This window comes from Sphingobium rhizovicinum (assembly GCF_042647625.1).
GTDB lineage: Bacteria > Pseudomonadota > Alphaproteobacteria > Sphingomonadales > Sphingomonadaceae > Sphingobium > Sphingobium rhizovicinum.
This window is the reverse complement of the sequence record NZ_JBHRVU010000004.1, coordinates 2,605,226-2,628,332: the sequence shown is the minus strand read 5'-3', so window position 1 is coordinate 2,628,332 and position 23,107 is coordinate 2,605,226. Positions and strand designations below refer to the sequence as shown.

Genomic DNA, 23,107 nt, shown 5'->3' with positions numbered 1-23,107 from the left:
GATAGGGTGGTTGGCGCAGGCGAGGTCTGGGCCTATCGTGACGGGTATGCGCATCCTTCCCACCATCCTGCTCGCCTCCGCCGCCATCGCTTCGACTGCGGTTGCGCAGGGTGGGACGGCGCCCTTCACCATTGCGGAAACCGGGCAGAGCTATGCCTCCATCGGTGACGCGCTCGCCGCAATCGGCGACCGGCGCGGCACGGTGATCGTGGCGCCCGGCACTTATCATCAATGCGGCGTGCAGCAGGGCGGCGACGTCACCATCCGCGCGGCCACCCCCGGCACCGCGATCTTCGATGGTGTGCCGTGCGAAGGGAAGGGCGCTTTGGTGCTGCGCGGCCGGGCTAGCACGGTCGAGGGCATCATCTTTCAGAACATCCGCGTGCCGGACGGCAATGGGGCTGGCATCCGGCTGGAAAGCGGCAATCTGACCGTGCGCAACAGCCTGTTCCGCAATAGCGAGGAAGGCATCCTCACTGGCGATTATGACGGCGGGCAGGTGGTGATCGACAAGTCCACCTTCCGCCATCTGGGCCGCTGCGACCGGGATCTCGATTGCGCGCATGGCGTCTATATCGGACGGCTCGCCAGCCTGTCCGTCACCAACAGCCGCTTCGATCAGGGCGATGGCGGCCATTATCTGAAAACCCGCACCGCGCGCGTCGCCATCAGCGGCAACAGTTTCGACGACAGTGGTGGCAAGCTGACCAATTATATGATCGATCTGTCCAACGGCGCGAGCGGCACGATCAGCGGCAATGACATGGTGCAGGGCAAGGACAAAGATAACTGGTCCGCCTTCATCACCGTCGCGCCGGAGGGCCGCGAACATTCGAGCGCCGGACTGGTGATTGAGGGCAACAAGGCTGGCTTCGTGCCTGGACTGGCGCGCGGCTCCACATTCGTCGCCAATTTCACCGATGATCCGGTGAAGATCGGCGCGAACGAACTGGCGCCATCCATGAAGGTCAAGGATCGGCGCTGACTTGGCCGCGCCGATCTGATAGGATCGGCCCATGCGAACCACTTATGACAGCGCGACAGTGCGCCTCTATCATCTGGGCGATGACGGGGCGGCTATGACCATCATGTATGGCCCTTTGAGCCAGGCGTTGCATGTCGCCGAACAGCAGCCTGCCGAAGTGCAGGATGGCCTGTTTCTGGCAACGGACAACGACGTCGTCGCCTATCTGGACCTGATCGAGGGCTGATTATCGCAGGCCGCCACCGGGTGGGGGATGCGCAGCGGAGGCCGCCTGCATCCCCCGGTAGTTGAACGGTGGGAATGCCGATTATGACGCAATTGCCATGCCAGAATGGCCCACTTGCGCGATACTGCGAGATGCAAAGGTTAACGCTGCCAAGCAGTCGGCAAACTTTGTAAGCATTTCCGACAATTGCGGCTGTAGCGAGCCCTCGGCTGAACGGATTGCTTCATTGTCGTTCCTGCGATATGAACGATGCAGCCCACAGGCGTTTCGGACGTCGGTTCCGGGGATTTTGCATCGGGACATGTGGGTGCCTGATTGTGTGATATTCCGATCTGATCGGTTGTCAAAATCAAACGCTTCGGCGTGACCTTTCGGGCCAGAGCCGCGCGCCGTTTCGGACGTTCTGTCTAGGCTGCAAGTACAAGACAGCGCGGACAGATAATCGTCGCCTTCATTAGATGGTTTGGTTATAGCGGATCCGCCCAGTGTTTCGGACGTAGGGCGGGTGCGGGCTTAGGCATGTCATCCCTGGGCAATCTTTTTCCATCATCTGACGTAACCGCTCCATCGTTGCGGACCGCTATTGACTACATCTGTAATCGGTGCAACTACAGTTGTGGTTGATAGATGATTGAGTCGGGTGAAGACAGGTGAGCGAGAAGATCAGCGAAGCAGAACTGGTGGTGATGGAGGCGCTGTGGGAAGCCGCGCCGCAGACCGCCAATGATGTTGCCGATCGTGTGGCCGCCGGCCGCGACTGGAGCCTCCAGACCGTCAAGACTTTGCTGTCCCGTTTAATGGCCAAGGATGTGATCGCCGCCGATCAGGATGGCCGCCGTTTCCTCTACCGCCCGCTGGTGGCGCGGGAAGATTATGTCGCGGGCGAATCAGGCCGGCTGGTGAACCGTCTGTTCGGCGGCCGGGTGTCGCCGCTGGTCGCCCAGCTGGCGAGCCAGGATCAATTGACGGCGGACGATATCGCCGAGCTTGAGGAAATCCTGAAAGGGCTGAAATCATGAGCGTCTGGATCGCCGAAACTCTGATCGCCACGACATTGCTGATGGCGCTGGTGATGATGCTGCGCCGCCCGGTGGCTCGCTGGCTGGGGGCGGGGGCGGCCTATATGCTCTGGGCGCTGCCGCTGGCCCGCATGCTGATGCCGGCGCTGCCGGAAGAGCTTGATCCTTCGCCGCTGCATCAGGCGGTGGATCAGGCGGGGCTGGCTGATCTGCTGGCCATGCCCGCCGCCGCGCCGATGGAGGCCGCCGCCCCGTCCATGCCCTGGCTGGAAATCGGCATTGCGGTCTGGTTCATCGGCATGGTCGCCTTCCTGATCGTGCAGGCGGTGGGCTATGTCCGTTTTCGCCGCCATATGCTGCGCGGCATGACGCCGATCGGGGAAGAAGGGCGCATCCGCATCATCACCAGTCCGCAGGCGTCGGGACCGCTGGCCTTTGGCATCTTCCGGCCCTTCATCGTTCTGCCTGCCGATTTCGCCCTGCGCTATGATGCGCAGGAACAGGATATGGCGATCGCCCATGAACGGGCGCATCATGAACGTGGCGATCTGACCGCGAACATGATCGCTCTGCTGTTGCTGGCGGTGCACTGGTGCAATCCGGTCGCCTGGATCGCCTATCGCGCCTATCGCGCCGATCAGGAAACCGCCTGCGATGCGCGTGTCCTGTCGCTTTACGGCCGGGATCAGGCCCATGCCTATGGCCGCGCCATATTGAAGGCCGCCGGTGGCCGCCAATTTGCCGCCGCCTGCCATCTTACCCGCATCAACGCTCTTAAGGGGAGGCTGAAAATGCTGTCCAATCATGACATGTCGCTCCGCCGTATCAGCTGGGGCATGGCCGCCGTCGCACTCGTCACCGCCACCGGTCTGGCGCTCACCGCATCGGGCAGCCGCGCCGCGCAGCAAATGGCGGCAATCACCGACAAGATGGAGGGAGCGGACTTCGCCCGCCTGACCGATCTGGTCGCCCAGCCGGCGCAGGCCAGCATTCCCGCCATCGCCGCTGTGCCCGCTGTCCCGGCCGTGCCTGCGGCTGATCCCGTGGCGGACGTGGCGCCGCCTCCCGCTCCGCCGACGCCGCTTGCCTCCGTTCCGCCGGCTGCCGACATTATCGCCCCGGTTCCGCCCGTTCCGCCGATGCCACCCGTCACCGTGCGGAGCGAAAAGGGCCGCATCACCGTAACCCATGCCGACGGCCGGGTGGAAACGCATCGCATCCCGACCGAAGCAGACATCGCCCGCATGGTGCCGGTGGTGGATGTGCGCGAAGGCTGCGACGCTGGCAAGCAGAGTACGACCCGCAGCGAAACGGTGGATGCCAATGGCCGTCGCCACATTCGTGTCCGCATCTGCAAGGCCGGCATAGAACGCGCGGCCGAACGCGCCGGGCAACAGGCGGAACGCGCGGCGCGTCAGGCGGAATGGCAGGCGGAGATCGCGGCGCAACGCGCGGAACGCCAGGCCGATCGTGCAGCCCGTCAGGCTGACATGGATGCGGCCCGCGCCGATCGCATCGCCCGCACCGCCCATGTCGCCGCGATCAATGGGCTGCGTTCCGCCCGCGCCCAGATTGCGGCCAATGGCAGCATGCCCGCAGAAGCCCGCGCCGAGGCGCTGCGCGAAATCGACCAGTCCATTGCCGAATTGCGCAGCGAACAACCCTAAATCGCCACCACCTCTGGCAGGATCGCATCCAGCAACAACATCCCGGCCGGCGCCACCTGCAAATGCGCGCCGGTCAGGCGGATGAGGCCCAGATTGGTCAGTTGCGCAATCGCCCTTTCATCAACCAGCCGGTCGGCCCGGACTCCTGACAAGGCGGCAATGCGCGAAAGGTCCACGCCTTCGCCCAGCCGCAATCCCATCAGCAGCGCCTCTCGCGCGCGATCCTCTGGGATCAGCGCATCCTCGCTCTGCATGCCATGGCCATTTCGCGCCACCGCCCCCATCCAGTTTTCCGGCTTCTTGTGCCGCATCGTCGCCATGCCGCCGCGCCGACCATGCGCACCCGGCCCGATCCCGGCGTAGTCGCCATAGCGCCAGTAAGTCAGGTTATGCCGGCTTTCCTGTCCCGGCCGGGCATGATTGCTGATTTCATAGGCGGGAATGCCCGCCGCACCCGTCATCGCCTGCGTCAGTTCATAGAGGGTGGCGCCATGGTCCGGGTCGGCTGGCGTCAGCTTGCCCTGCGCCACCAGCGTCGCAAAGCGCGTCCCCGGTTCGATCGTGAGTTGGTAGAGCGAGAGATGCCCGGTGCCGAAGGAAAGGGCGCGGGCCAGTTCCGCTTCCCAGTCGGCCTCGCTCTGATCGGGACGGGCATAGATCAGGTCGAAGCTGACCCGGCCGAACACGGATTGCGCCGTCGCCAGCGCCGCAAGTCCTTCGTCCACATCATGCGCGCGGCCCAGGAAATGGAGCGCTTCATTGTCCAGCGCCTGAAGGCCGAGCGACACGCGATTGACCCCGGCAGCGGCAATGTCGGCAAAACGCGCCGCCTCGACCGAATTGGGGTTGGCTTCCAGCGTGATCTCCATGTCCGGGGTGAAGCCCCAATGCCGTTCCGCGGCCGCCAACAGCGCCTCGACCAGCCTGGGCGGCATCAGTGACGGGGTGCCGCCACCGAAGAAGATGGAGGAGAGCGGGCGTCCTCCGGTCAGTGCGGCTTCATGCGCCATGTCGGCCAGCAGCGCCGCCTGCCATGCGTCCGTATCCACGCTGTCGCGGACATGACTGTTAAAATCGCAATAGGGACATTTCGATACGCAAAAGGGCCAATGAATGTATAAGGCTTGCGCGTCGCCGGGGGGCGGCGGAGATGCGGGGGGTAAAGAGGCCATGGCTGGGGGCGGCTCTAGAGACTTTTTGCGTGCGCGGCTATGGTCTGCGCAGACATTGGCGGCCTTGGCGCTGCTGGCGAGCAGCGTTGCAGCAGCAGCCGAACCGGAGGCTGCGACGGCGCCTGCCGGGCCGGCCGCCGCGGTCGCGGCAAGCGTCGTCATGCCGGCAGCCTATTATGGCATGGAGGAGGCGCCGCGCGGGCCTGATCTGCTGCGCGCCATCGTGCTGAACCTGCATAATGGCGAGCGGACGGCGCTGGGCGTGCCGGTGCTGGAGTGGGACGACGCGCTGGCCGCAGACGCGGCGCGCTATGCCGCCGAAATGGCGCAAACCGGCCTGTTCCGTCATTCGCCGCGCGGCGGCCGGACGATCCCCAGCGGCGAAAATCTCTGGATGGGGCCGCATCGCCTCTATGGCTATCAGGTAATGATCGAAGCCTTTCTGGACGAGCGCAAGCTGTTTCGGGTCGAAGGCAAGCTGCCCAATCTCAGCAGCACCGGCCGCTGGCAGGATGTCGGCCATTACACCCAGATGATCTGGCGCGGCACGAAGCAGGTCGGCTGCGCGCTGGGCGAAGGCGCGCAATATGATTATCTGGTCTGCCGCTATTTCCCGGCGGGCAACGCCTTTGGGAAGGGGCCGCTCGACGTCGATGAGCCGCTGCCGCTGCCGTCGACCCCGGCGGTAACGCCGCTGCCGGTTGCTGAAACCGTCGTGGCGAGCGCCGCGAAATAGGCCCAGGCGGATATTTCCGGCGACCATCGGCATTCTTCCTGTTGTGATGAAGGAGAATGCCATGTCTGTCCGGCACATAGCCGCAAGCTGCCTGCTGATCGGTCTGACCGGCTGTGGCGCACCGCCGCAACCCAAAGCGACGGATAGTCCCGGCAAGGGTGCGGCCGCCAATGCGGTCGCATCCGCCACTGTCGCGCTTCCAGCCGCGACAACACCGGCTGCGCTGCCAGCGTCGGATAGCCAGCCTCTGTCCTGCGTGGCGGACATTGGATCGGCGGCGGCGCAAAAGCGGGCGGCGATTTGTCGCAATGTCTCGCCGGCCACCCGGCCGCCCTGCAATGTCGCAAATAGCTGCGCGATGATCGAGGATGAGATTGCGCGCAGTTGCGCCCTGTTCGACGGGAAGGGCGATCCGATGCCCGGATGCACGCCCGCGCCCAGGAGCATGGAGGCGGCCGCTGCGGTCGTGTCGCGCTATTATTCCGCCATCAACGCGCGTGACTATGTCACGGCCTGGAGCCAGTGGGGCGAGGATGGACGCCCCGGCCAGACGCTGGCGCAGTTCGAGGCTGGCTTTATGCAGACCCGGTCGACGCGGGTGACGATCGGCAGGCTGGAGCCGGGCGATGCTGGCGCAGGATCCGTTTATCAGACGGTGCCGGTAGCGGTCGATGCGCAGTTACAGGATGGCACGCGCCAGCGCTTCGTCGGCGACTATGTCGTCCGCCGCGTCAATGGCGTGGATGGCGCGTCGCCGGCGCAATTGCGCTGGCATATCGATTCGGCGCAGTTGAAGGCTGCGCCGGGATGGTAGGCGGCATGGACTTCTGATCGCGTTGCTCTGACGATAAAGCGACAAAAGCACCGCAAAATGCGTGCGGATTTGTCGCTTTATGTCGCTTTTGCTGTGCCGAAGCGAAGCTGCTTGCAGCGCGTCTTATTGCTGACAATCGAAGGAACCGATTATAGCGTCACGGAAATCCATCCTGTAGGACAGGCAGGCATGACTCCCGCATAGCCATTGTCAGGCAGAGAGGAGGGATGACGCTGCCCACATCGCCTAGAAAACCGCCTTTACCAGTTGCGCGAAGGCATCGGCGCGGTGGCTCATGGCGTGCTTGGCGTCCGGGTCCATCTCGCCGAAGCTGATGTCATGGCCCAGCGGCTGGAACATCGCGTCATAGCCAAAGCCATTCTGCCCGCGCGGCGGCCAGACGAGCAGGCCATCGACGCGGCCTTCGAAGGCTTCGACATGGCCGTCGGGCCAGGCGAGGGCGAGGGCGCAGATGAAATGGGCCCCATGGCCGGCATCCGGCCCCTTGGCTTCCACGCCGTCCCACACTTTTTGCATCGCCATGCCGAAATCCTTGGTGGGACCGGCCCAGCGGGCGGAGAAGAGGCCCGGATCGCCGTTCAGCGCCTCGACGCACAGGCCGCTATCGTCGGCCAGCGCGGGCAGGCCAGACAGGTCTGCGGCCTGCATCGCCTTCAATTCGGCATTGGCGATGAAGGTGGTGCCGGTCTCTTCCGGCTCAGGCAGGTCGAGCGACCCGGCGGAAATCGGCTCGATCCCATAGGGGCCGAGCAAAGCGGCGATTTCCCGCACCTTGCCGGCATTATGGCTGGCGATCACCAGCTTGCCGGGCTTCAGCTTGCGGATCGCCTGTTCCTGTCCGAATTCGTCGCTCATTTTTCACTACCCTGTGCCGTTCGTTTCGAGCGTAGTCGAGAAACGCACAAATGCGCTATCCGCTTCTCGACTTCGCTCGAAGCGAACGGATATAAATTAGCGACCCGTCGCCACATCCTGCGCCGCGAAAATCTTCGCGCAGCCGATGCGGGCGAGGCGGAGCAGGCGGAGCAGCTCTTCCTCGTCATAGGCGGCGCCTTCGGCCGTCGCCTGCACTTCGGCGAACTTGCCGTCGCCGGTCAGGATCAGGTTGGCGTCCGTCTCGGCATTGCTGTCCTCGGCATAATCGAGGTCGAGGACGGGGGTGCCGTTGTAGATGCCGCAGCTGATCGCCGCGACCTTCTGGATGATCGGGTCTTCGGTCAGCGCGCCGGAAGCCAGCAGCTTGTCGACGGCGATGCGCAGCGCGACCCAGCTGCCCGAAATGGCAGCGGTGCGGGTGCCGCCATCGGCCTGGATCACGTCGCAGTCGACCACGATTTGGCGCTCGCCCAGCTTCTTCAGGTCGACGATCGTGCGCAGCGAGCGGCCGATCAGGCGCTGGATTTCCTGGGTGCGGCCCGACTGCTTGCCCTTGGCCGCTTCACGGCTGCCGCGGGTATGAGTGGCGCGGGGCAGCATGCCATATTCAGCCGTGACCCAGCCCGACCCCTTGCCGCGCAGGAAGGGAGGCACCTTTTCCTCGATGGAGGCGGTGCAGAGGACGCGCGTGTCGCCGAAGCTGACGAGGCACGAACCTTCCGCGTGGATGGTGAAACCGGGTTCCATGGTGATGTCGCGCATCTGGTCGGGCGCGCGGCCGGAAGGACGCATAATATTTCTCCGAAAACGGTCAGGTGGCGGGAATGGCCGCCAATGCGCCAGACAGCGCACTTAAAGCGGCGCTTAGCGTCCGAAGACGACACTTGCCAGTGTCCAGCGCGGGAATTGGACGATAAGAGGCGTTATGACGATAAAAATCTTGGGTCTGGCCGCGCTGTTCGCGCTGGCGGGGTGTATGGCAGAGCAGGAAGGGCTGGAACCGCCCAAGGCGCCGGGGGACGTGATCCGCTTTACCGCCGGGCGCTGCTTTGGCGCGTGCCCGACCTATACGGTGCAGGTGTCGCCCGATGGGGCAGGGCTGCTGACGCCGGAACGCTATACATCGGTGCCCGGGCCGACGCGCTTCACCGTGACGCGGGCGCAATATCGCAAACTGGTCGCGACCCTGGCCCCGCATCGCCCGGCGGCGGGGACGACGCAGACCATCACCCATGGCAAGAATTGCGAGCGTTTCGCCACCGATATGCCGAGCTACAGCGTCGAATGGACCCGTCCGGGGCAGGCGACGACGCGGCTGGACTATCAGTCGGGCTGCATGGACCCGCAATATGGCAAGCTGCGCGTGGCGATCGCTTCGGTGCCCAAGATCCTCGACGTCCAGCATATGCTCAATCCCAAGGCGGTCGCGCCTTGAGCCTATGCGCGCTCTTGCCTAGATAGACATTATGTCGATCACGCCCATCTCCGAACTGAATGATCGCGCGCGCGACGTGTTTCGCCTGGTGGTGGAAAGCTATCTGGGAACGGGTCTGCCCGTGGGATCGCGCACCATCAGCAAGATGGCGTCCTTGAGCCTGTCGCCGGCCTCGATCCGCAACGTCATGCAGGATCTGGAGGAACTGGGCCTGCTCGCCGCGCCGCATACCTCGGCCGGGCGCATGCCGACCGAAACGGGGCTGCGCCTGTTCGTCGACGGCATGATGCAGGCGGCCGAGCCATCGCCTGAGGAACGGCGCGCGATCGAGGCGGGGATTGTGGAAAACGGCCCGATCGAGGAAGCCCTGTCCGCCGCCACCGCGACACTTTCCGGTCTTTCGGCCTGCGCCGGCATCGTCATGGTGCCCAAGCGCGAGCCGGTGTTGCGGCAGTTCGGTTTTGTACCGCTGAACGCGCGGCAGGCGCTGGCCGTGCTGGTGGGGCAGGACGGGTCGGTGGAAAATCGCGTGCTGGACTTGCCCGAAGGGGTCAGCCCGATCGCGCTCAACGAAGCGGCCAATTTCATGTCGGCGCGCTTTGGCGGCCTGACCTTGCGACAGGCGGGTGAGGCGCTGGCGCGGGAGATGGAACTGGAGCGCCACGCGCTCGACAACAGCGCGCGCGATCTGGCGGCGCGGGGCCTGGCCATCTGGTCGCATGATGCGGACGATCGCCCGGTGCTGATCGTGCGCGGCCAGTCGCATCTGCTGGACGACAGTGCCGCCGCCGATCTGGAGCGCGCCCGGCAATTGCTGGAGCAGCTGGAGGGCAAGCAGGAAATATTGGACCTGCTGCGCGGCGCATTGGCGGGCAGCGCGACCAAAATCTTCATCGGCTCGGAAAACAAGCTCTTTTCCCTGTCGGGTTCTTCGGTCATAGCCGCGCCCTACCGGGGAGCGGACGGCCGGGTCGTCGGCGTGGTCGGCGTGATCGGCCCCACACGCTTGAACTATGCGCGGGTGATCCCCATGGTGGATTTCACAGCACAGACGCTATCGAGATTGATGAGATGAGCGAAAACAAAGACACTATCGAAAACACAGAAGTCGTGGATGCGTTGCCCGAGGATGCCGCGCCCGCAGCAGACCCCGTTGCCGAGAAGATCGCCGCGCTGGAGGCGGAACTCGCCACCGCCAGGCAGGATATTCTCTACGCCCATGCCGACACGCAGAATGTGCGTCGCCGACTGGAAAAGGAACTGGCGGACGCGCGCGCCTATGCGTCGACCGCCTTCGCCCGCGACATATTGTCGGTGGCCGACAATCTGAGCCGCGCGCTGGCGGCCATCCCCGCCGACCTGCGCGAGGATGACAAGTTCAAGAGCCTGGTCGTCGGGCTGGAAGCGACCGGCCGCGAACTGGAAAGCGTGTTCGGCCGCAACGGCGTGACCAAGCTGGAATCGGTCGGCCAGCCGCTCGACCCGAACAAGCATCAGGCGGTGATGGAACTCCCGTCGGCCGATGCCGAACCGGGCACCGTGCTGGTCGAAATGCAGGCCGGCTACATGATCAAGGACCGCCTGCTGCGCCCCGCCATGGTCAGCGTGGCGAAGAAGCCGGACTAATCTTCTCAACCCGTTCGGGCTGAGCCTGTCGAAGCCCTGTTCCTTCTTTTGAGAGGGACGGGAAAAAGACAGGCCTGGAACGAACGGGATTTTCATGCGCCACGACCTCAACCTCACCACCGACCGTCCCACCTTCGTAACCCATCTCGAATGTTCGCTGACCGGCGAGCATTATGAAGCGGATCGACTGCATGGGCTGTCGGCGGCGGGCAAGCCGCTGCTGGTGCGCTATGATCTGGATGGCGTGCGGGCCACGCTGACCAAGGAAGCCCTAGCCGCGCGGCCGATGGACCTGTGGCGCTGGCGCGAATTGTTGCCGGTGCGGCAAACCTCCAACATCGTCAGCCTGGGCGAAAATGCGACGCCGCTCATTCCGCTGCCGCGCACCGCGCAGCGGCTGGGCGGCGCGCATCTGCTGGCCAAGGATGAGGGGCGGTTGCCGACCGCATCGTTCAAGGCGCGCGGGCTGGTCATGGCGGTTTCCATGGCCAAGGAACTGGGCGTGACGCAGGTGGCGATGCCGACCAACGGCAATGCCGGTGCTGCGCTGGCCGCCTATGCCGCTGTGGCGGGCATGGAATCGGTGATCTTCTGCCCGGCCGACACGCCCGAAGTGAATGTGCGCGAAATCGCGGCGCAGGGCGCGCGGGTCTATCGCGTCAACGGCTATATCGATGATTGCGGGGCCATCGTGGGGCAGGGCACCAAGGAACGCGGCTGGTTCGACTTTTCGACGCTCAAAGAACCCTACCGGATCGAGGGCAAGAAGACGATGGGGTTGGAACTGGCCGAGCAGCTTGGCTGGGAATTGCCCGACGCGATCTTCTATCCCACCGGCGGCGGCACCGGCCTCATCGGCATGTGGAAGGCGTTCGATGAGCTGGAGAAGGTCGGCTTCATCGGGTCGAAGCGGCCCAAGATGTTTGCGGTGCAGGCCGAAGGCTGCGCGCCGATGGTCCGCGCGTTCGAGCAGGGCGTGGAATTTGCCGAACGCTGGGAGGATGCGCAGACCATCGCCATGGGCATTCGCGTGCCGAAGGCGGTGGGCGACTTCCTGATCCTGCGCGCGGTGCGGGAAAGCGGCGGCGCGGCGCTGGCGGTGTCGGACGCGGCGATCGCGGCGGCGGTGCGTGATGTGGCGCGCGACGACGGGCTGCTGCTCTGTCCGGAAGGTGGGGCGACGCTGGCGGCCTATCAGCGCGCGCTCGACGAAGGACTGATCGGTCGCGACGAACGGGCGGTGCTGTTCAACTGCGCCAGCGGTCTCAAATATCCGCTGGAGGATCAAAGCCGCACGCTCGACCGGCACGCGCCGATCGATTTCGCGTCGCTCTGAAGACACGGGATGGGCGGGCCTGAACCCGCCCATTCGCCGTTAGAAGCGATAGTCCCAACCCAGAGTAAAGAGCCGCCCGCGCCCGGCGAAGAAGGCCAGATTGTCGTTGGGCAGGCGCGTGTCGCTATTATAGTCGATATAGAATTTATCGAACAGATTCTGGACGCTGAGATAGACGCCGCCCATTGATGCCGTGTCATACCGCAGATAGGCGTCGGTGACATTATAGCCGCCGAAATTATTGCGCCGATCCGGGTTCGCCTTGCCATGGAAATTGCGCGCCAGATAAAATTGGCTCTGCAACCGGGCCGAGAAGGGGCCGCTGCTGTAATTGGCGGCGACGTTCAGGCGATCGGGCGAGATGTTGGTGCCGTCCAGATCGGTATCGACGATGCCGTCGGGATTGGCGCTGTCGCTGTCATAGCGGCCCTTGATATGGGCATAGCCGGTGGACAGTTTGAGGCCCGGTAGCGGCGTCTGTACGCCCAGATTGATCTCCAGTCCTTCGATCTCGACCCGCTGGCGCTGCACGGTGAAGATGCCGTCGCCTTGTGCGATCAAAATCTGGCCCTTGTCGCTGGACGACCAGAAATAGGTGGCACTGGCATCGATCGGGCCGCGCTTCACCTCCAGCCCGATTTCGCGGTTGTTGGAGACGATCGGGCTGATGTCGAGATAATCGTCGAGGTTGACGCCGGCGACGCCGATCGACCGGGTGACGCGGCCGACATCGGGCATGGTGAAGCCCTCGGCATAGCTGGCATAGGCGCGGATGCCCTTGAGCGGCTCCAGAATGACGCCGCCGTTCAGCAGCGCGTCGGAGAATTTGGGCTTGCCGCCGTCGACATCGACGCCGCCATAATTGGGCGCGGTGGTGGAGGCGAGGGTGTGGAAATCGGCGATCTTCACTTGCACATTTTCCCAGCGCGCGCCGCCCGCCACGCGCAGCAATCCGTCGGCGATCTTGAGGTTCGCCTGCGCGAAGGGGGCGATGGAGCGGAAATCGCTGGGCGGCACCCAGACGCGATCCGTGACCATCAGTCGCTGTTCGGTCTTGTCGAACAGGACGTCCAGGCCGACCGTGGTCGTCAGCGCCTCGAAACCGGGAAGGGCGCGTTCATAGCTGATCTTGCCACCAATCTTGCGCGACCGGTTCTGCGACTGATCGAACAAGGTGCCGACCGGCGCGATGCTGGGGTCCTGGAAGGTCGCGATCGCGGCAAATTCGCCGCCGAAAATGTCGCGGCTGCGGTTGAAGAACAATTGGGTGACGAGATTGCCGCCAGCCACGTCGCTGTCGATGTAGGAGAGGGAGGCGCTTTCGACGCGGTTCGATCCGGGCGTGCCGGGCGCGTCGCCCTTGACGGCGGTTGTCGGCAAGCCGTTGGCGCGGCTGCCGGCGCGCGGCACATAGTCGCCATCGCCCTTCAACTCATAGCGATTGAGGATCAGGTCGAGCCGGCCGGTGTCGCCGACGGCGTAACCCAGTCGCGCGAAGAAATCAGTGGTCTGCGACGCCTGCGTCTCCCCCTGCGTCAGGTTGATGCCGATGCGGCGGTTGCGCGCATCGTAGAAAGCGCCGCGCTTTTCGTAGGAGGCGCCGACGGTGGCGTCGAAATCCCCCGCTTTATACTGGACCAGCCCGGCCGCCTTGCCGCCAAAGCCGTCGCCGTCGAAACGGTCGCTGGCCGATCCCTGCACCAGCACCCGGCCGCTGACGCCCTCTTCCTTGGGCGCGCCGACCGTCACCTGATTGACGATGCCGCCAGTGCCGCCAATGCCCTGCAAGGCGTTGGAGCCGTAAATCAGCTCGACACGGTCGATGAAGAAGCCATCGATGGTGAAGCCGTCGCGGCTGCCGTCGCGCAGCGGGGTCGACTGAGGAATGCCGTTGATGGCGTAGAGCGGCGATCGTCCGCGCAGCGTTTCGCCCGCGCCCGACAATTTGCCGCGCGTTGGCGAAAAGCTGGGCGTCAGGGTGGAAACGGCGTCGGTGACGGAGCCGGAAATGGCGATTTGCTGATCCAACGTCTGCTTGTCGATCAGGTCGATGGTCAGCGGCAGCGCACTTGGCGGCAATAGGGTGCGGGCGGCGGTGACGACGATCGGGCCGCTATCTCCATCTTGCGGAGCCGAATCGATCTGTTGCGCCATGGCCGGCGATGCGGTGGCAAAGACGATCGCGCAAAGCGCCGTCGCGGTGGTGAGACTGGTGTCGAAACGAAGCATGATGACCCCCAAATTCCAATTTGGCAGGCTTGCTACCGATAATCGATCGCAATAACAATCCCGTTCTGCGCGGGCACGATGAAACGGGAATGACAAATAAGATATATCGCAACTCTTGACGCCGCACGCTTTTAAGATATATCGAAAAACATCATGACACATATGAAAGAGCACATAATGCGTTTCCCCCATAATTTTCACGGCCGCCATGGCGGCCATCATCACGGGCATGGCCGCTTCGCTTTTCCCGATGGTTTTGGGCGTGGCCGCGGTGGCCCGTTCGGCGGCGATCCCTTTGGTGACGATGGCCTGCGCGGCGGCGGCAGAGGTGGTCGTGGCGGCGGCGGTCGGCGGCGGCTGTTCGATAATGATGCGCTGCGGCTGATCCTGCTCAAGCTGATCGCGGACGAACCGCGCCATGGCTATGAACTGATCCGCGCGATCGAGGCGCTGTCGGGCGAAGCCTATGCGCCCAGCCCGGGCGTCGTGTATCCGACGCTGACCCTGTTGTCGGAAATGGACCTGATTGCCGAACAGCCGGGCGGCGGCAGCCGCAAGCGCTTCGCCATTACCGACGCCGGCAGGGCGCTGATCGACGAGCGTCGGGAGGCGCTGGACATGGCGCTGGAGCGCCTGTCCCATCTGGCGCGCAAGGCCGAGCGGGTCGATGGCGGGCCAGTGCGTCGCGCGATGCACAATCTGCGCTTCGCCATTCAGCAACGCCTTGAAAAGGAAGGGGCCGATAACCAGACCATGTTCGACGTCGCCGCCCTGATCGACGAAGCCGTCAACAAGATCGAAAGGCTGTAATATGACCCTGACCGCAACCGTGCCGACCACCAGCGGGAGCCGCTATCTTCAGCAGCTCTGCAAGCATTGGAGCCACAAGTTCGAAACGGATTTCACCCCCGAACAGGGTGTCATCGCCTTTCCCATGGGGCCGATCCGCATGGCGGCGACGCCGGAGGCTCTGGTGGTGACGCTGGAGCCGGACGAAGGGGCCGACATCGAGCGGTTCAAGCAGGTGGTCGCCGATCATCTCGACCGTTTCGCCTTCCGTGAGGCGCCGCTGCCCTTCGACTGGAAGTGATGCTCTTCACCCCACCTCCGTTCGCGCGAAGTGAACGGAGGTGGGGTGATTTGCCTCAAATATCCTCGATCATCTCCGCCAGCACGGCCAGGCAATCCTTGGCCAGCTGGATCGACCGGGCCGGCGACCAGCCATAATCGGCGTCGGGCAGGTCATCATTGTCCTTGAACGGCATTTCCAGCGTCATCGCGACCGCACCAAAGCGTTCGGCGACCTGATTGGTCGACATGGACAGGTTCGCCTTGCCGGCCGCCGCGACGGGATAGCCCAGCCGCGTCTGGAAATCGGGCGTGCGCGCCGCCAGCGTGTCGCGATAGCGGTGATACAGCTCGCTCTGCTTCGCGGTGATCGACGGGATGCCGTCAAACCCGGCGATGAAGACGGCCGGGATCGCCTCGTCGCCATGCACGTCCATGGCGAAATCGACGCCGGTGGCATCCATCGCATTGCGCACCATCAGCACTTCGGGGCTCTTGTCCGCCGATGGCTCATGCCATTCGCGGTTCAGGTTCACGCCCACCGCATTGGTGCGCAGATGGCCGCGACGACTGCCGTCCGGGTTCATATTGGGGACGAGGTGGATCGTCGCTTTCTGTCGCAGCAGTCGGGCGACCGGATCCTGTTCGTCGCACAGCCGCTCCAGCGCGCCTTCCATCCACCATTCGGCCATCGATTCGCCCGGATGCTGGCGGGCGTAGAGCCACACCTGCTTGGGGCCGTCGCCGATCGTCAGCATGTCCATCGGCTGACCGTCCAGCGTCAGGCCCAGTTCGCGATGGGCAACGCCCGACTGGCTCGCCGCCCAGGCGATCAGGTCATGATGGCGCTCCATCGAATAGGGCGCGAAATAGGCGATCCACACCGCATTGCTGTCGGGCGTCAGGCGAATGGTCAGCGTGCCATTGTCATAGCTGGTGTCGGCCAGATACCAGTTTTCGCGGTCTTCGCTTACCCGCGCGCTATAACCCGGCCAGCCGTCGGGATAGGCCGACGCGCCGCCATTGACGATCGCCAGTTCCACCTCGCGCCCGGCCGCATTGGCCAGGCGGAAATGGAACCACTGATAAAAGTCGCTCTGATGATCCGTCACGATCTCCAGCTCGGCGCGGGCGCCGGCGGGAGTGTCGGTGATGGAAAGGGTGCGAATATTGCCGCTGTCGAAGCCGCTGGAAATGCTGATGGTCATTTGACCGTTATAGTGCGCCCCGATTCACCCGGATAGCCCCCGATGAGGGCGGCAGCGAGTTTCTGCGCGGCCAGACCCGGTTGCGCGGCGGGCGTGCCCTGACGCGCCTCGGTGGTGGCGCGGCCTTCCCACACGGCGGTCGAATCGGCGCGGCGGCGCAGCTGGACATGGAGTTCGGTGGTCACGATGTCCTTTGGCTTGCCCGACAGGTTGATGCCCACGCCCACGCCCAGGCCGCCGAATGTGCCGCCCCGGCGGCCGCCGCCGCTACCCAGCCCGCCGCCTACTTCCACGCTCACCGGCTTGTCGCTGCTGCGGTCGACGCCCGACGGGCGGAAGCTGCGGCGGAAGCTGACCAGTGCGACATAATCGCTTGGCGCATTGGCCTGTGCTGCGGTGAAGCCGACCCGCTGGAACTCCTGCGACACGGCGGTCGCATAGGTGCGAAATTCCAGGCTGATGTCGGGGTTGCCGGGCATTTCCTCGACCGCGATGCTGCCCGATCGCGCCGGGTTTTCGACATGGAAGCGCGTCACCTCCACCGGCGGCACGGCGGTCGCGCAGGCGGCCAGGGGAAGGGCGAGGGCGGCGGCGAGGATCAGGCGCTTCGACATGTTCGACATGGGGGAGACTCCAGGGGGCATTCACGCAATACACGGCGCGGAGGCTGTAAATCCTCCCAACGCCTGTAGCCATCCCCTTGCTGCATAAAGGATGAACGGAGCGCAAAAGAGAGTCGAGCGCCCTTGACTCCGGGCCGTTCCACCCATAGGGGCTGCGCTTCGATTTTCGACCACATTCAGATTCATCAAAGGCCGATAGCCATGAAGATCCGCAACTCGCTCAAGTCGCTCAAGGGACGCCACCGGGACAACCGCGTGATCCGTCGTCGCGGCCGTACCTACGTCATCAACAAGACCAACCGTCGCTTCAAGGCCCGCCAGGGCTAAAAGCAGGCGCTGTTCCTGCGGGAACAGGTCTTGATACAGCGGTAAGCGCCCGGTCGATGATCGGGCGCTTTCTGCGTTTCTGCAAGGCAATCTGACGAGGTCCGCCATGCGCGGGGCCTGAGACTTCAGCTTGCCTCCAGCAATCTGTTTGGCAGGCCAAATTTCAGCAGCAATGTGCGCTGGAAAAATTCGTGATTATCGTCCGATACGACCCAGATGATCGTGCGTCCCGGTTCGCGCGTCACGGCCAGGCCTTCGAAATTGTCGGCCAATAGGGGTGGAGCAAGTCGGGCGATCGTGCGGGATTTCAAGTCCGTTCCCGGCGTCATGCGCGCGGGCAGATCGACGATGGCGATGGTCGCGGTGAACAGATCCTCCAGCGTCAGTCGACGATTGAGCACCAGCAGATGGCGGCTGTCGATCGCCACCGCATCGGTTGGCCGATAACCTTTGGGTGGCGTATAGCGCATGTGGATGGGGGCAGGGGTGTCCTGTTCCGCCGGATCGCCGGCAAAGAGCAGGCTGTCATGCTTCCCGTCCTGCGTCATGCCCATTTCGCCAATCACGATGAAGCGTCCGTCGGGCAGGCGGGCGAGCGATTCGATCGATCCGGTCTTGGGCCAGGCCATGATTTCCGGCCAGGTGCGGCATGCTTCGACCCGGGCAAAGCCGGGGCCATAGCGACAGATCGCCTGTAACAGTTCGAAGCCGACCCAATAGCGGTCCGTTGCCGGGTCATGTGTCAGCGATTCTGAATCCCATGACCACCAGGGGCGGAACCGGTCCTGTCTGCGCACCGGCAGCGGGGCGATGAAGGGGCGGCGGCGCGCTTCTCCCATGCCGACATGAAAGCCCGTCAATATGCCTGAATCGCTAAGGCCCAGCACATCGCCCTGTGGCGTTGCGATCAGCGCGGATATGCCGCCAAATCCGGGATTGTCGCTTTCCAACGACCATCCGCCCAGATAGTCGAGAGCGCCCACTCGCCGCAGCGCAGGATCGACGCTGCTGAGCGGCAGCGCGCGCGCTGTGACGAGCAGAGCCCCGGCGCGCACGTCCTTCGGCTTGCTGGGATGGGGCGCCGGCAACAGCAAAATCGCAAGGGCAAGGACGATCAGGATTCGCTGCATCTTCCCCGCCATAGAACATTCGCAGGGCAGGGGGAAATCAGCTGGCAGGACGCAGAACGGGTAAAAACAGACGCTTAGGTCGGCCTGTAGGAATATTCGGCAGGATGTAGCAGGATTGTGGCCGGCTGATCGCGTCTGAACGGCGGCTGTCACCCCCATTCAGGCTTGGCTCAAATCGACTCCGGCATAACGGCGTCAATCGATGGGCAATCCCGTTCTTTTCAGCGGCCGCCCAAGAGGATGGCAATTGAGGAGCAAAGCCATGAAGATGAAGTTTCTTGTGAATATGGGTGCGGCCCTGGCCATGGGCGCTGCATCGCTGGCCGTCACCGCCACCCCGGCGATGGCGCGCGACCATTATCGCGGTTACGATCGCGGCGACTATTACCGGGGCGGTTATGACCGCGGCTATCGCGGCGATTATTATCGCGGCTACCGTGGCGACGGCTATTATCGCAACAATGGCTATCGCGGTTATCGCGGCGGTTATCGCTGCCGGGATAACGGCACGGGCGGCACCATCATCGGCGCGATCGCCGGCGGCCTGTTGGGCAATGAAGTCGGCAAGGGTTCGGGCCGCTATGGCCGCCGTGGCGACGGCACGACCGGCGCGATCATCGGTGCTGGCGTGGGTGCGCTGGCCGGCCGCGCGATTGATCGCAACTGCTAAGCTGGCAAATATGCCGATCTGGAAAGGCCGTTCCGCACGGGGCGGCCTTTTTTCATGGCTGGCCTTGGGGCCGGGGCGCAATCCGGTTCCGGTCGGCTCGGACAGCGGTGGTCGCGGCGGGATTTAGCGCTGGCGCATCCGTTTGTGCCGCGCCTGCCTGGGCATCCAGCCGCGCGGCCACTTCGTTCAGCGCCCTGGCTTCGCCTGCGCTGACGCCACCCACGCCATCCTGATCCCCCGATCCGCAGGCGCCCAGCGCCAGCGCCGCAATCAGTGGCAGGGACAGGCGGATGCGTGTCATCGATCGATGCTCCAATGGGCCGGGGCCAAAAAGAAAAGGGCCGCGCCGTTGCCGGTGCGACCCCTTTCGAAATTTTTTCGCGTAAAGCGAAAATTACATCGCGTTCGCGGCGTTGTTGGTCGCGTTCGACGCAGCGTTGGCGGCGTTGTCGGCGGCGTTCAGCGCAGCGTTCATGGCGTTGTCGGCAGCGTTCGAAGCGTTCTCGGCGGCGTTGGCAGCGTTGTTGGCGGCGTTTTCATGGCCACCCGAGCAAGCAGCCAGGCCGAGCGAAGCAGCGAGAACGAGCGAAAGAGCAATCGACTTGGTCATGGGTTAAAACCCCTCTCTGAGAAAAACAAAATGCAGACCACTCTCGGAGAAAAGCTCACCCCCCATTGCGCCTGCCCGTTGATTCCTAATGCTTTGGAAAGGGCAAGGCAATCCCATTCATAGAGCTGCAAGGCCGCGCCGCCGCCATTTTGCTGGATCATGGACGAAAAATGCACGGAAAATTCACTGGCATTGACGTATATAAAGATTTCTTTATATGACGCATCCATGCATGCGGCACTCGACATTTTCCGGGCCTTGGGCGACCCGACACGGCTGCGCATCATCCATTTGCTGCGGGCGATGGAACTGGCTGTGGGTGAAATCGCGCAGGTCGTGGGGCAGAGCCAGCCGCGCGTGTCGCGCCATGTCCGTATTCTTGCAGAGGCGGGTCTGGTCGATCGGCGCAAGGAAGGCAATTGGGTGTTTCTGCGGCTGGGCCGCGATGCCGGCGTTGCGCCGTTCCTGACCCTGTTCGATCGTCTGGAGCCGTCCGACGGCGAAGCGTTGTGGCAGGCGGCGGACCTTGCCCGGCTGGCGGCGGTTCGCGCGGACCGGGCGCGCGCGGCCGAAGCCTATTTTGCCGAACATGCCGAACAATGGGACGCGATCCGGTCGCTCCATGTCGCCGAAGCCGAAGTGGAAGCGGCGATGCGGGCGCTGCTGGCGCGCGAGCCGATCGGCCATCTGCTGGACATCGGCACCGGGACCGGGCGGATCATCGAATTGTTCGGCGATGCGGCCGCGCATGTGACCGCGCTGGACCGCAGCCCGGACATGCTCCGTCTAGCGCGCACCAAGCTGCCGCCGGACGCTGGCGACAAATATGCGCTGCTGCTGGGCGATTTTCTGGATTTGCCGCTGGAGCGGGACAGCGCCGATACGGTGGTGCTGCATCAGGTGCTGCATTATGCGCAGGCGCCCGAGGCTGTCATTGCCGAGGCCGCGCGGGTGACGCGCAACGACGGCCGGGTGTTGATCGTCGATTTCGCCGCGCATGAACGGGAAGAATTGCGCACGCGCGATCAGCATGCGCGGCTCGGCTTTTCCGACGAGCAAATGGACAGCTGGTTCGCTGCGGCGGGGCTGGCGCTGGAACGGGTGGAGACGCTGCCCGGACAGGAACTGACGGTACAACTCTGGCTGGGGCGCCGCAGGACGGCGCGCATCCTGCCCATCGACGAACGGATTTCCGCATGACCCTGAACGATCCCGCCACCCCTCTTTATGCGGATCTGGCCGGCGACTGCCAGGTCAGCTTCGAATTCTTCCCGCCCAAGACCGAGAAGATGGAGGCGCAGCTCTGGTCCGCGATCGAGACGCTGACGCCGCTGGCGCCCAAATTCGTGTCCGTCACCTATGGCGCGGGCGGTTCCACGCGCGAACGCACCCATAATACGGTCGCGCGCATTGCCAAGGAAACGCCGCTGGCCGCCGCCGCGCACCTGACCTGCGTTGCCGCGAGCAAGGCCGAGATTGGCGAGATTGCCGATGCCTATTGGGAAGCAGGCGTGCGCCACATCGTCGCCCTGCGCGGCGATCCACCCGAAGCGGGCGGGACGTTCGAACCGCATCCCGATGGCTACACCGGCGCGGCCGATCTGGTCGAAGGGCTGATGCAGCGCCATCCGTTCGAGATTTCCGTTTCCGCCTACCCGGAAGTTCATCCCGAAGCCGCGAGCGCGCAGAGCGATCTCGACAATCTGAAGCGCAAGCTGGACGCCGGGGCGACCCGCGCGATCACGCAATTCTTCTTCGCGCCCGAAACCTATTTCCGCTTCATGGACAAGGTGCTGGCGGCGGGCATCAGCGCGGACATCGTGCCGGGCATCATGCCGGTGGGCAATTTCGCCGCGACCCAGCGCATGGCCGCCATGTGCAATACGGATGTGCCGCAATGGATGGGCCGCCTGTTCGAAGGGCTGGACGATCACCCTTCCGCGCGGCAACTGGTGTCGGCGACGATCGCTGCGGAACTGTGCCGCAAGCTGTATGAAGGCGGCGTGCGCGATTTCCATTTCTACACGCTCAACCGGGCGGAACATAGCTATGCCATCTGTCATCTGCTGGGTTTAAGGCCCAAGGTGGCGGTAGACGCTTAAGATTGGACACCCCCTCCGTTCGGTTCGAGCTTGTCGAGAACCGGTAGCGCGAGGGTTCTCGACAGGCTCGAACCGAACGGGGCGAGGGGAAAGATTATGACGGCTGAACAGAAATTGCGCGCCCTGGCGGCGGAAAAGATCCTGATCTTCGACGGCGGCTATGGCACGTCGATCCAGAAACATGGCCTGACCGAAGCGGATTATCGCGGCGATCTGGACCTGAGCAAGGACCAGAAGGGCAATAACGATCTTCTCTGCCTGACCCGCCCGGACATCGTGGAGGGCATTCACACAGCTTATCTCGACAATGGCGCCGACATGATCGAGACGAACACCTTCTCTTCGACCAAGATCGCGATGGCGGACTATGGCTGCGAGCATCTGGTGTGGGACATCAATGTCGCCGCCGCGAAGATCGCCCGCGCGGCCTGCGAGAAGGCGACAGCCAAGGACGGCAAGCCCCGTTTCGTGTGCGGTTCGATCGGCCCGACCAACAAGACGCTCAGCATCTCGCCCGACGTCAACGACCCCGCCTATCGCGAGGTCGATTATGACACGCTGAAGGCCGACTATCGCGAACAGTGCGACGCGCTGATCGCGGGCGGGGTCGATTTTCTGCTGATCGAAACCTGTTTCGACACGCTGAACGCCAAGGCCGCCGGCATGGCCGCGCGGGAAGCGGAGGCGGCGTCGGGTCGCCCGGTGCCGGTGATGCTCAGCTTCACCATCACCGATATGTCGGGCCGGAACCTGTCGGGCCACACGATCAACGCCTTCTGGTATTCGTTGCGACACCTGAAGCCGCTGACCATCGGCGTGAACTGCGCGTTCGGCGCGGATTTGCTGCGCCCGTATCTGAGCGAGCTGTCGAAAAATGCCGACACACTGATCCTGGCCTATCCCAATGCCGGCCTGCCAAACGAACTGGGCCAATATGACGAATTGCCGGAAACCACCGCGAAGCTGATCCGCGACTGGGTGGACGAAGGGCTGGTCAACATGGTCGGCGGCTGTTGCGGCACCACGCCTGCGCACATCGGCGCGGTGGCGAAGGCGCTGGCCGGCCACAAGCCGCGCGTGGTGCCGGAATTGCAGGTCGTGACCCGGCTCGCCGGCCTCGAACCGATGCATATCGCGGCCTAATATATAAACGTCATCCCAGCGAAAGCTGGGATCTCGTGCCTCCTGAGGCGCACTTCAACACGGGGAGACCCCAGCCTTCGCTGG

The 23,107-nt window shown here is 64.0% G+C and carries 27 protein-coding genes; 17 read left to right on the top strand and 10 right to left on the bottom strand.

All coding sequences use genetic code 11. The features are described 5' to 3' along the window. Positions 1 to 46 precede the first annotated feature (46 nt). From ACFOKF_RS13845 to ACFOKF_RS13830, 4 genes are all read left to right on the top strand, one after another. Positions 47 to 985 carry a right-handed parallel beta-helix repeat-containing protein gene (locus ACFOKF_RS13845; RefSeq protein ID WP_380797810.1) on the top strand — a complete coding sequence of 313 codons (939 nt, stop codon included), beginning with the start codon at positions 47 to 49 and terminating at the stop codon, positions 983 to 985. 31 nt (positions 986 to 1,016) lie between these two features. Beyond that, entirely contained in the window at positions 1,017 to 1,211 is a 195-nt protein-coding gene (locus ACFOKF_RS13840) for a hypothetical protein (RefSeq protein ID WP_066863839.1), read from the top strand. A gap of 650 nt (positions 1,212 to 1,861) precedes the next feature. After that, positions 1,862 to 2,230 (top strand): BlaI/MecI/CopY family transcriptional regulator, encoded by a 369-nt coding sequence (locus ACFOKF_RS13835; protein ID WP_380796314.1) that lies wholly within the window; start codon positions 1,862 to 1,864, stop codon positions 2,228 to 2,230. Further along, complete coding sequence (locus ACFOKF_RS13830) at positions 2,227 to 3,897, top strand: M56 family metallopeptidase (RefSeq protein WP_380796312.1); 1,671 nt, start codon at positions 2,227 to 2,229, stop codon at positions 3,895 to 3,897. Before ACFOKF_RS13835 ends, ACFOKF_RS13830 begins: the two co-directional genes overlap by 4 nt. Here ACFOKF_RS13830 and hemW read toward each other — a convergent pair. Beyond that, positions 3,894 to 5,069: a radical SAM family heme chaperone HemW gene (hemW, locus tag ACFOKF_RS13825; RefSeq protein WP_380796311.1), complete on the bottom strand. Its 1,176-nt coding sequence runs from the start codon at positions 5,067 to 5,069 to the stop codon at positions 3,894 to 3,896. The genes ACFOKF_RS13830 and hemW overlap by 4 nt on opposite strands. Here hemW and ACFOKF_RS13820 point away from each other — a divergent pair. Both ACFOKF_RS13820 and ACFOKF_RS13815 read left to right on the top strand, forming a co-directional pair. Further along, complete coding sequence (locus tag ACFOKF_RS13820; RefSeq protein ID WP_380796309.1) at positions 5,068 to 5,805, top strand: CAP domain-containing protein; 738 nt, start codon at positions 5,068 to 5,070, stop codon at positions 5,803 to 5,805. The two genes, hemW and ACFOKF_RS13820, sit on opposite strands and share 2 nt — an antisense overlap. A 61-nt stretch (positions 5,806 to 5,866) precedes the next feature. Then, entirely contained in the window at positions 5,867 to 6,619 is a 753-nt protein-coding gene (locus tag ACFOKF_RS13815) for a hypothetical protein (RefSeq protein WP_380796308.1), read from the top strand. 246 nt (positions 6,620 to 6,865) lie between these two features. Here the strand turns inward: ACFOKF_RS13815 and rdgB are convergent, their stop codons facing one another. Beyond that, positions 6,866 to 7,495, bottom strand: coding sequence for an RdgB/HAM1 family non-canonical purine NTP pyrophosphatase (rdgB, locus tag ACFOKF_RS13810; RefSeq protein ID WP_380796307.1), 630 nt, complete (start codon positions 7,493 to 7,495; stop codon positions 6,866 to 6,868). A gap of 96 nt (positions 7,496 to 7,591) precedes the next feature. Further along, positions 7,592 to 8,308 carry a ribonuclease PH gene (gene rph / locus ACFOKF_RS13805; RefSeq protein WP_093083901.1) on the bottom strand — a complete coding sequence of 239 codons (717 nt, stop codon included), beginning with the start codon at positions 8,306 to 8,308 and terminating at the stop codon, positions 7,592 to 7,594. 133 nt (positions 8,309 to 8,441) lie between these two features. Between rph and ACFOKF_RS13800 the strand changes: the two genes are divergently transcribed. The 4 genes from ACFOKF_RS13800 (at position 8,442) to ACFOKF_RS13785 (ending at position 11,913) form a co-directional block, all read left to right on the top strand. Further along, entirely contained in the window at positions 8,442 to 8,951 is a 510-nt protein-coding gene (locus tag ACFOKF_RS13800) for a DUF6438 domain-containing protein (RefSeq protein ID WP_380796305.1), read from the top strand. A gap of 31 nt (positions 8,952 to 8,982) precedes the next feature. Further along, positions 8,983 to 10,026, top strand: a complete 1,044-nt coding sequence (gene hrcA / locus ACFOKF_RS13795) for a heat-inducible transcriptional repressor HrcA (RefSeq protein WP_380796304.1) — start codon at positions 8,983 to 8,985, stop codon at positions 10,024 to 10,026. Then, positions 10,023 to 10,577: a nucleotide exchange factor GrpE gene (grpE, locus tag ACFOKF_RS13790; RefSeq protein WP_380796302.1), complete on the top strand. Its 555-nt coding sequence runs from the start codon at positions 10,023 to 10,025 to the stop codon at positions 10,575 to 10,577. Before hrcA ends, grpE begins: the two co-directional genes overlap by 4 nt. A gap of 94 nt (positions 10,578 to 10,671) precedes the next feature. Then, positions 10,672 to 11,913: a threonine synthase gene (locus ACFOKF_RS13785; protein WP_380796300.1), complete on the top strand. Its 1,242-nt coding sequence runs from the start codon at positions 10,672 to 10,674 to the stop codon at positions 11,911 to 11,913. Between the two features lie 39 nt (positions 11,914 to 11,952). On the opposite strand, the gene ACFOKF_RS13780 is transcribed toward ACFOKF_RS13785, so the two are convergent. Further along, complete coding sequence (locus tag ACFOKF_RS13780) at positions 11,953 to 14,142, bottom strand: TonB-dependent receptor (protein WP_380796298.1); 2,190 nt, start codon at positions 14,140 to 14,142, stop codon at positions 11,953 to 11,955. A gap of 177 nt (positions 14,143 to 14,319) precedes the next feature. Between ACFOKF_RS13780 and ACFOKF_RS13775 the strand changes: the two genes are divergently transcribed. Both ACFOKF_RS13775 and ACFOKF_RS13770 read left to right on the top strand, forming a co-directional pair. Continuing rightward, positions 14,320 to 14,952 (top strand): PadR family transcriptional regulator, encoded by a 633-nt coding sequence (locus ACFOKF_RS13775; RefSeq protein ID WP_380796296.1) that lies wholly within the window; start codon positions 14,320 to 14,322, stop codon positions 14,950 to 14,952. 1 nt (position 14,953) lies between these two features. Further along, a complete protein-coding gene (locus tag ACFOKF_RS13770; RefSeq protein ID WP_380796295.1) occupies positions 14,954 to 15,232 on the top strand; it encodes a DUF2218 domain-containing protein in 279 nt (92 codons plus the stop codon). Positions 15,233 to 15,287: 55 nt separating this feature from the next. On the opposite strand, the gene ACFOKF_RS13765 is transcribed toward ACFOKF_RS13770, so the two are convergent. Continuing rightward, positions 15,288 to 16,418: a M14 family metallopeptidase gene (locus ACFOKF_RS13765; RefSeq protein ID WP_380796294.1), complete on the bottom strand. Its 1,131-nt coding sequence runs from the start codon at positions 16,416 to 16,418 to the stop codon at positions 15,288 to 15,290. Continuing rightward, complete coding sequence (locus ACFOKF_RS13760; protein ID WP_380797809.1) at positions 16,415 to 17,032, bottom strand: hypothetical protein; 618 nt, start codon at positions 17,030 to 17,032, stop codon at positions 16,415 to 16,417. The genes ACFOKF_RS13765 and ACFOKF_RS13760 overlap by 4 nt, the downstream gene beginning before the upstream one ends. Before the next feature lie 210 nt (positions 17,033 to 17,242). Here ACFOKF_RS13760 and ykgO point away from each other — a divergent pair, with 210 nt between their 5' ends. Further along, complete coding sequence (gene ykgO, locus ACFOKF_RS13755) at positions 17,243 to 17,368, top strand: type B 50S ribosomal protein L36 (protein WP_004210176.1); 126 nt, start codon at positions 17,243 to 17,245, stop codon at positions 17,366 to 17,368. Between the two features lie 125 nt (positions 17,369 to 17,493). Here the strand turns inward: ykgO and ACFOKF_RS13750 are convergent, their stop codons facing one another. Continuing rightward, the gene (locus tag ACFOKF_RS13750) at positions 17,494 to 18,498 is read right to left on the bottom strand and encodes an esterase-like activity of phytase family protein (RefSeq protein WP_380796292.1); all 1,005 of its coding nucleotides are present in this window, start codon (positions 18,496 to 18,498) and stop codon (positions 17,494 to 17,496) included. A gap of 262 nt (positions 18,499 to 18,760) precedes the next feature. Between ACFOKF_RS13750 and ACFOKF_RS13745 the strand changes: the two genes are divergently transcribed. After that, positions 18,761 to 19,168, top strand: a complete 408-nt coding sequence (locus tag ACFOKF_RS13745) for a glycine zipper 2TM domain-containing protein (RefSeq protein ID WP_380796291.1) — start codon at positions 18,761 to 18,763, stop codon at positions 19,166 to 19,168. A 52-nt stretch (positions 19,169 to 19,220) separates the two neighbouring features. Here the strand turns inward: ACFOKF_RS13745 and ACFOKF_RS13740 are convergent, their stop codons facing one another. The 3 genes from ACFOKF_RS13740 to ACFOKF_RS13730 all read right to left on the bottom strand — a co-directional run bounded on the left by ACFOKF_RS13740 (position 19,221) and on the right by ACFOKF_RS13730 (position 20,026). Then, on the bottom strand, positions 19,221 to 19,469 hold the full coding sequence (locus ACFOKF_RS13740; protein WP_380796289.1) for a hypothetical protein: 249 nt from the start codon (positions 19,467 to 19,469) through the stop codon (positions 19,221 to 19,223). Positions 19,470 to 19,562: 93 nt separating this feature from the next. Beyond that, the gene (locus ACFOKF_RS13735) at positions 19,563 to 19,778 is read right to left on the bottom strand and encodes a circumsporozoite protein (RefSeq protein ID WP_093013587.1); all 216 of its coding nucleotides are present in this window, start codon (positions 19,776 to 19,778) and stop codon (positions 19,563 to 19,565) included. Beyond that, positions 19,775 to 20,026 carry a hypothetical protein gene (locus ACFOKF_RS13730; protein WP_380796288.1) on the bottom strand — a complete coding sequence of 84 codons (252 nt, stop codon included), beginning with the start codon at positions 20,024 to 20,026 and terminating at the stop codon, positions 19,775 to 19,777. Before ACFOKF_RS13730 ends, ACFOKF_RS13735 begins: the two co-directional genes overlap by 4 nt. On the opposite strand from ACFOKF_RS13730, the gene ACFOKF_RS13725 reads away from it, so the two are divergent. The 3 genes from ACFOKF_RS13725 (at position 20,007) to ACFOKF_RS13715 (ending at position 23,023) form a co-directional block, all read left to right on the top strand. Beyond that, the gene (locus ACFOKF_RS13725; protein ID WP_380796287.1) at positions 20,007 to 20,978 is read left to right on the top strand and encodes an ArsR/SmtB family transcription factor; all 972 of its coding nucleotides are present in this window, start codon (positions 20,007 to 20,009) and stop codon (positions 20,976 to 20,978) included. The two genes, ACFOKF_RS13730 and ACFOKF_RS13725, sit on opposite strands and share 20 nt — an antisense overlap. Further along, positions 20,975 to 21,880 (top strand): methylenetetrahydrofolate reductase, encoded by a 906-nt coding sequence (gene metF / locus ACFOKF_RS13720; protein WP_380796285.1) that lies wholly within the window; start codon positions 20,975 to 20,977, stop codon positions 21,878 to 21,880. Before ACFOKF_RS13725 ends, metF begins: the two co-directional genes overlap by 4 nt. Positions 21,881 to 21,976: 96 nt before the next feature. Continuing rightward, positions 21,977 to 23,023 (top strand): homocysteine S-methyltransferase family protein, encoded by a 1,047-nt coding sequence (locus ACFOKF_RS13715; RefSeq protein ID WP_380796283.1) that lies wholly within the window; start codon positions 21,977 to 21,979, stop codon positions 23,021 to 23,023. Positions 23,024 to 23,107 lie beyond the last annotated feature (84 nt).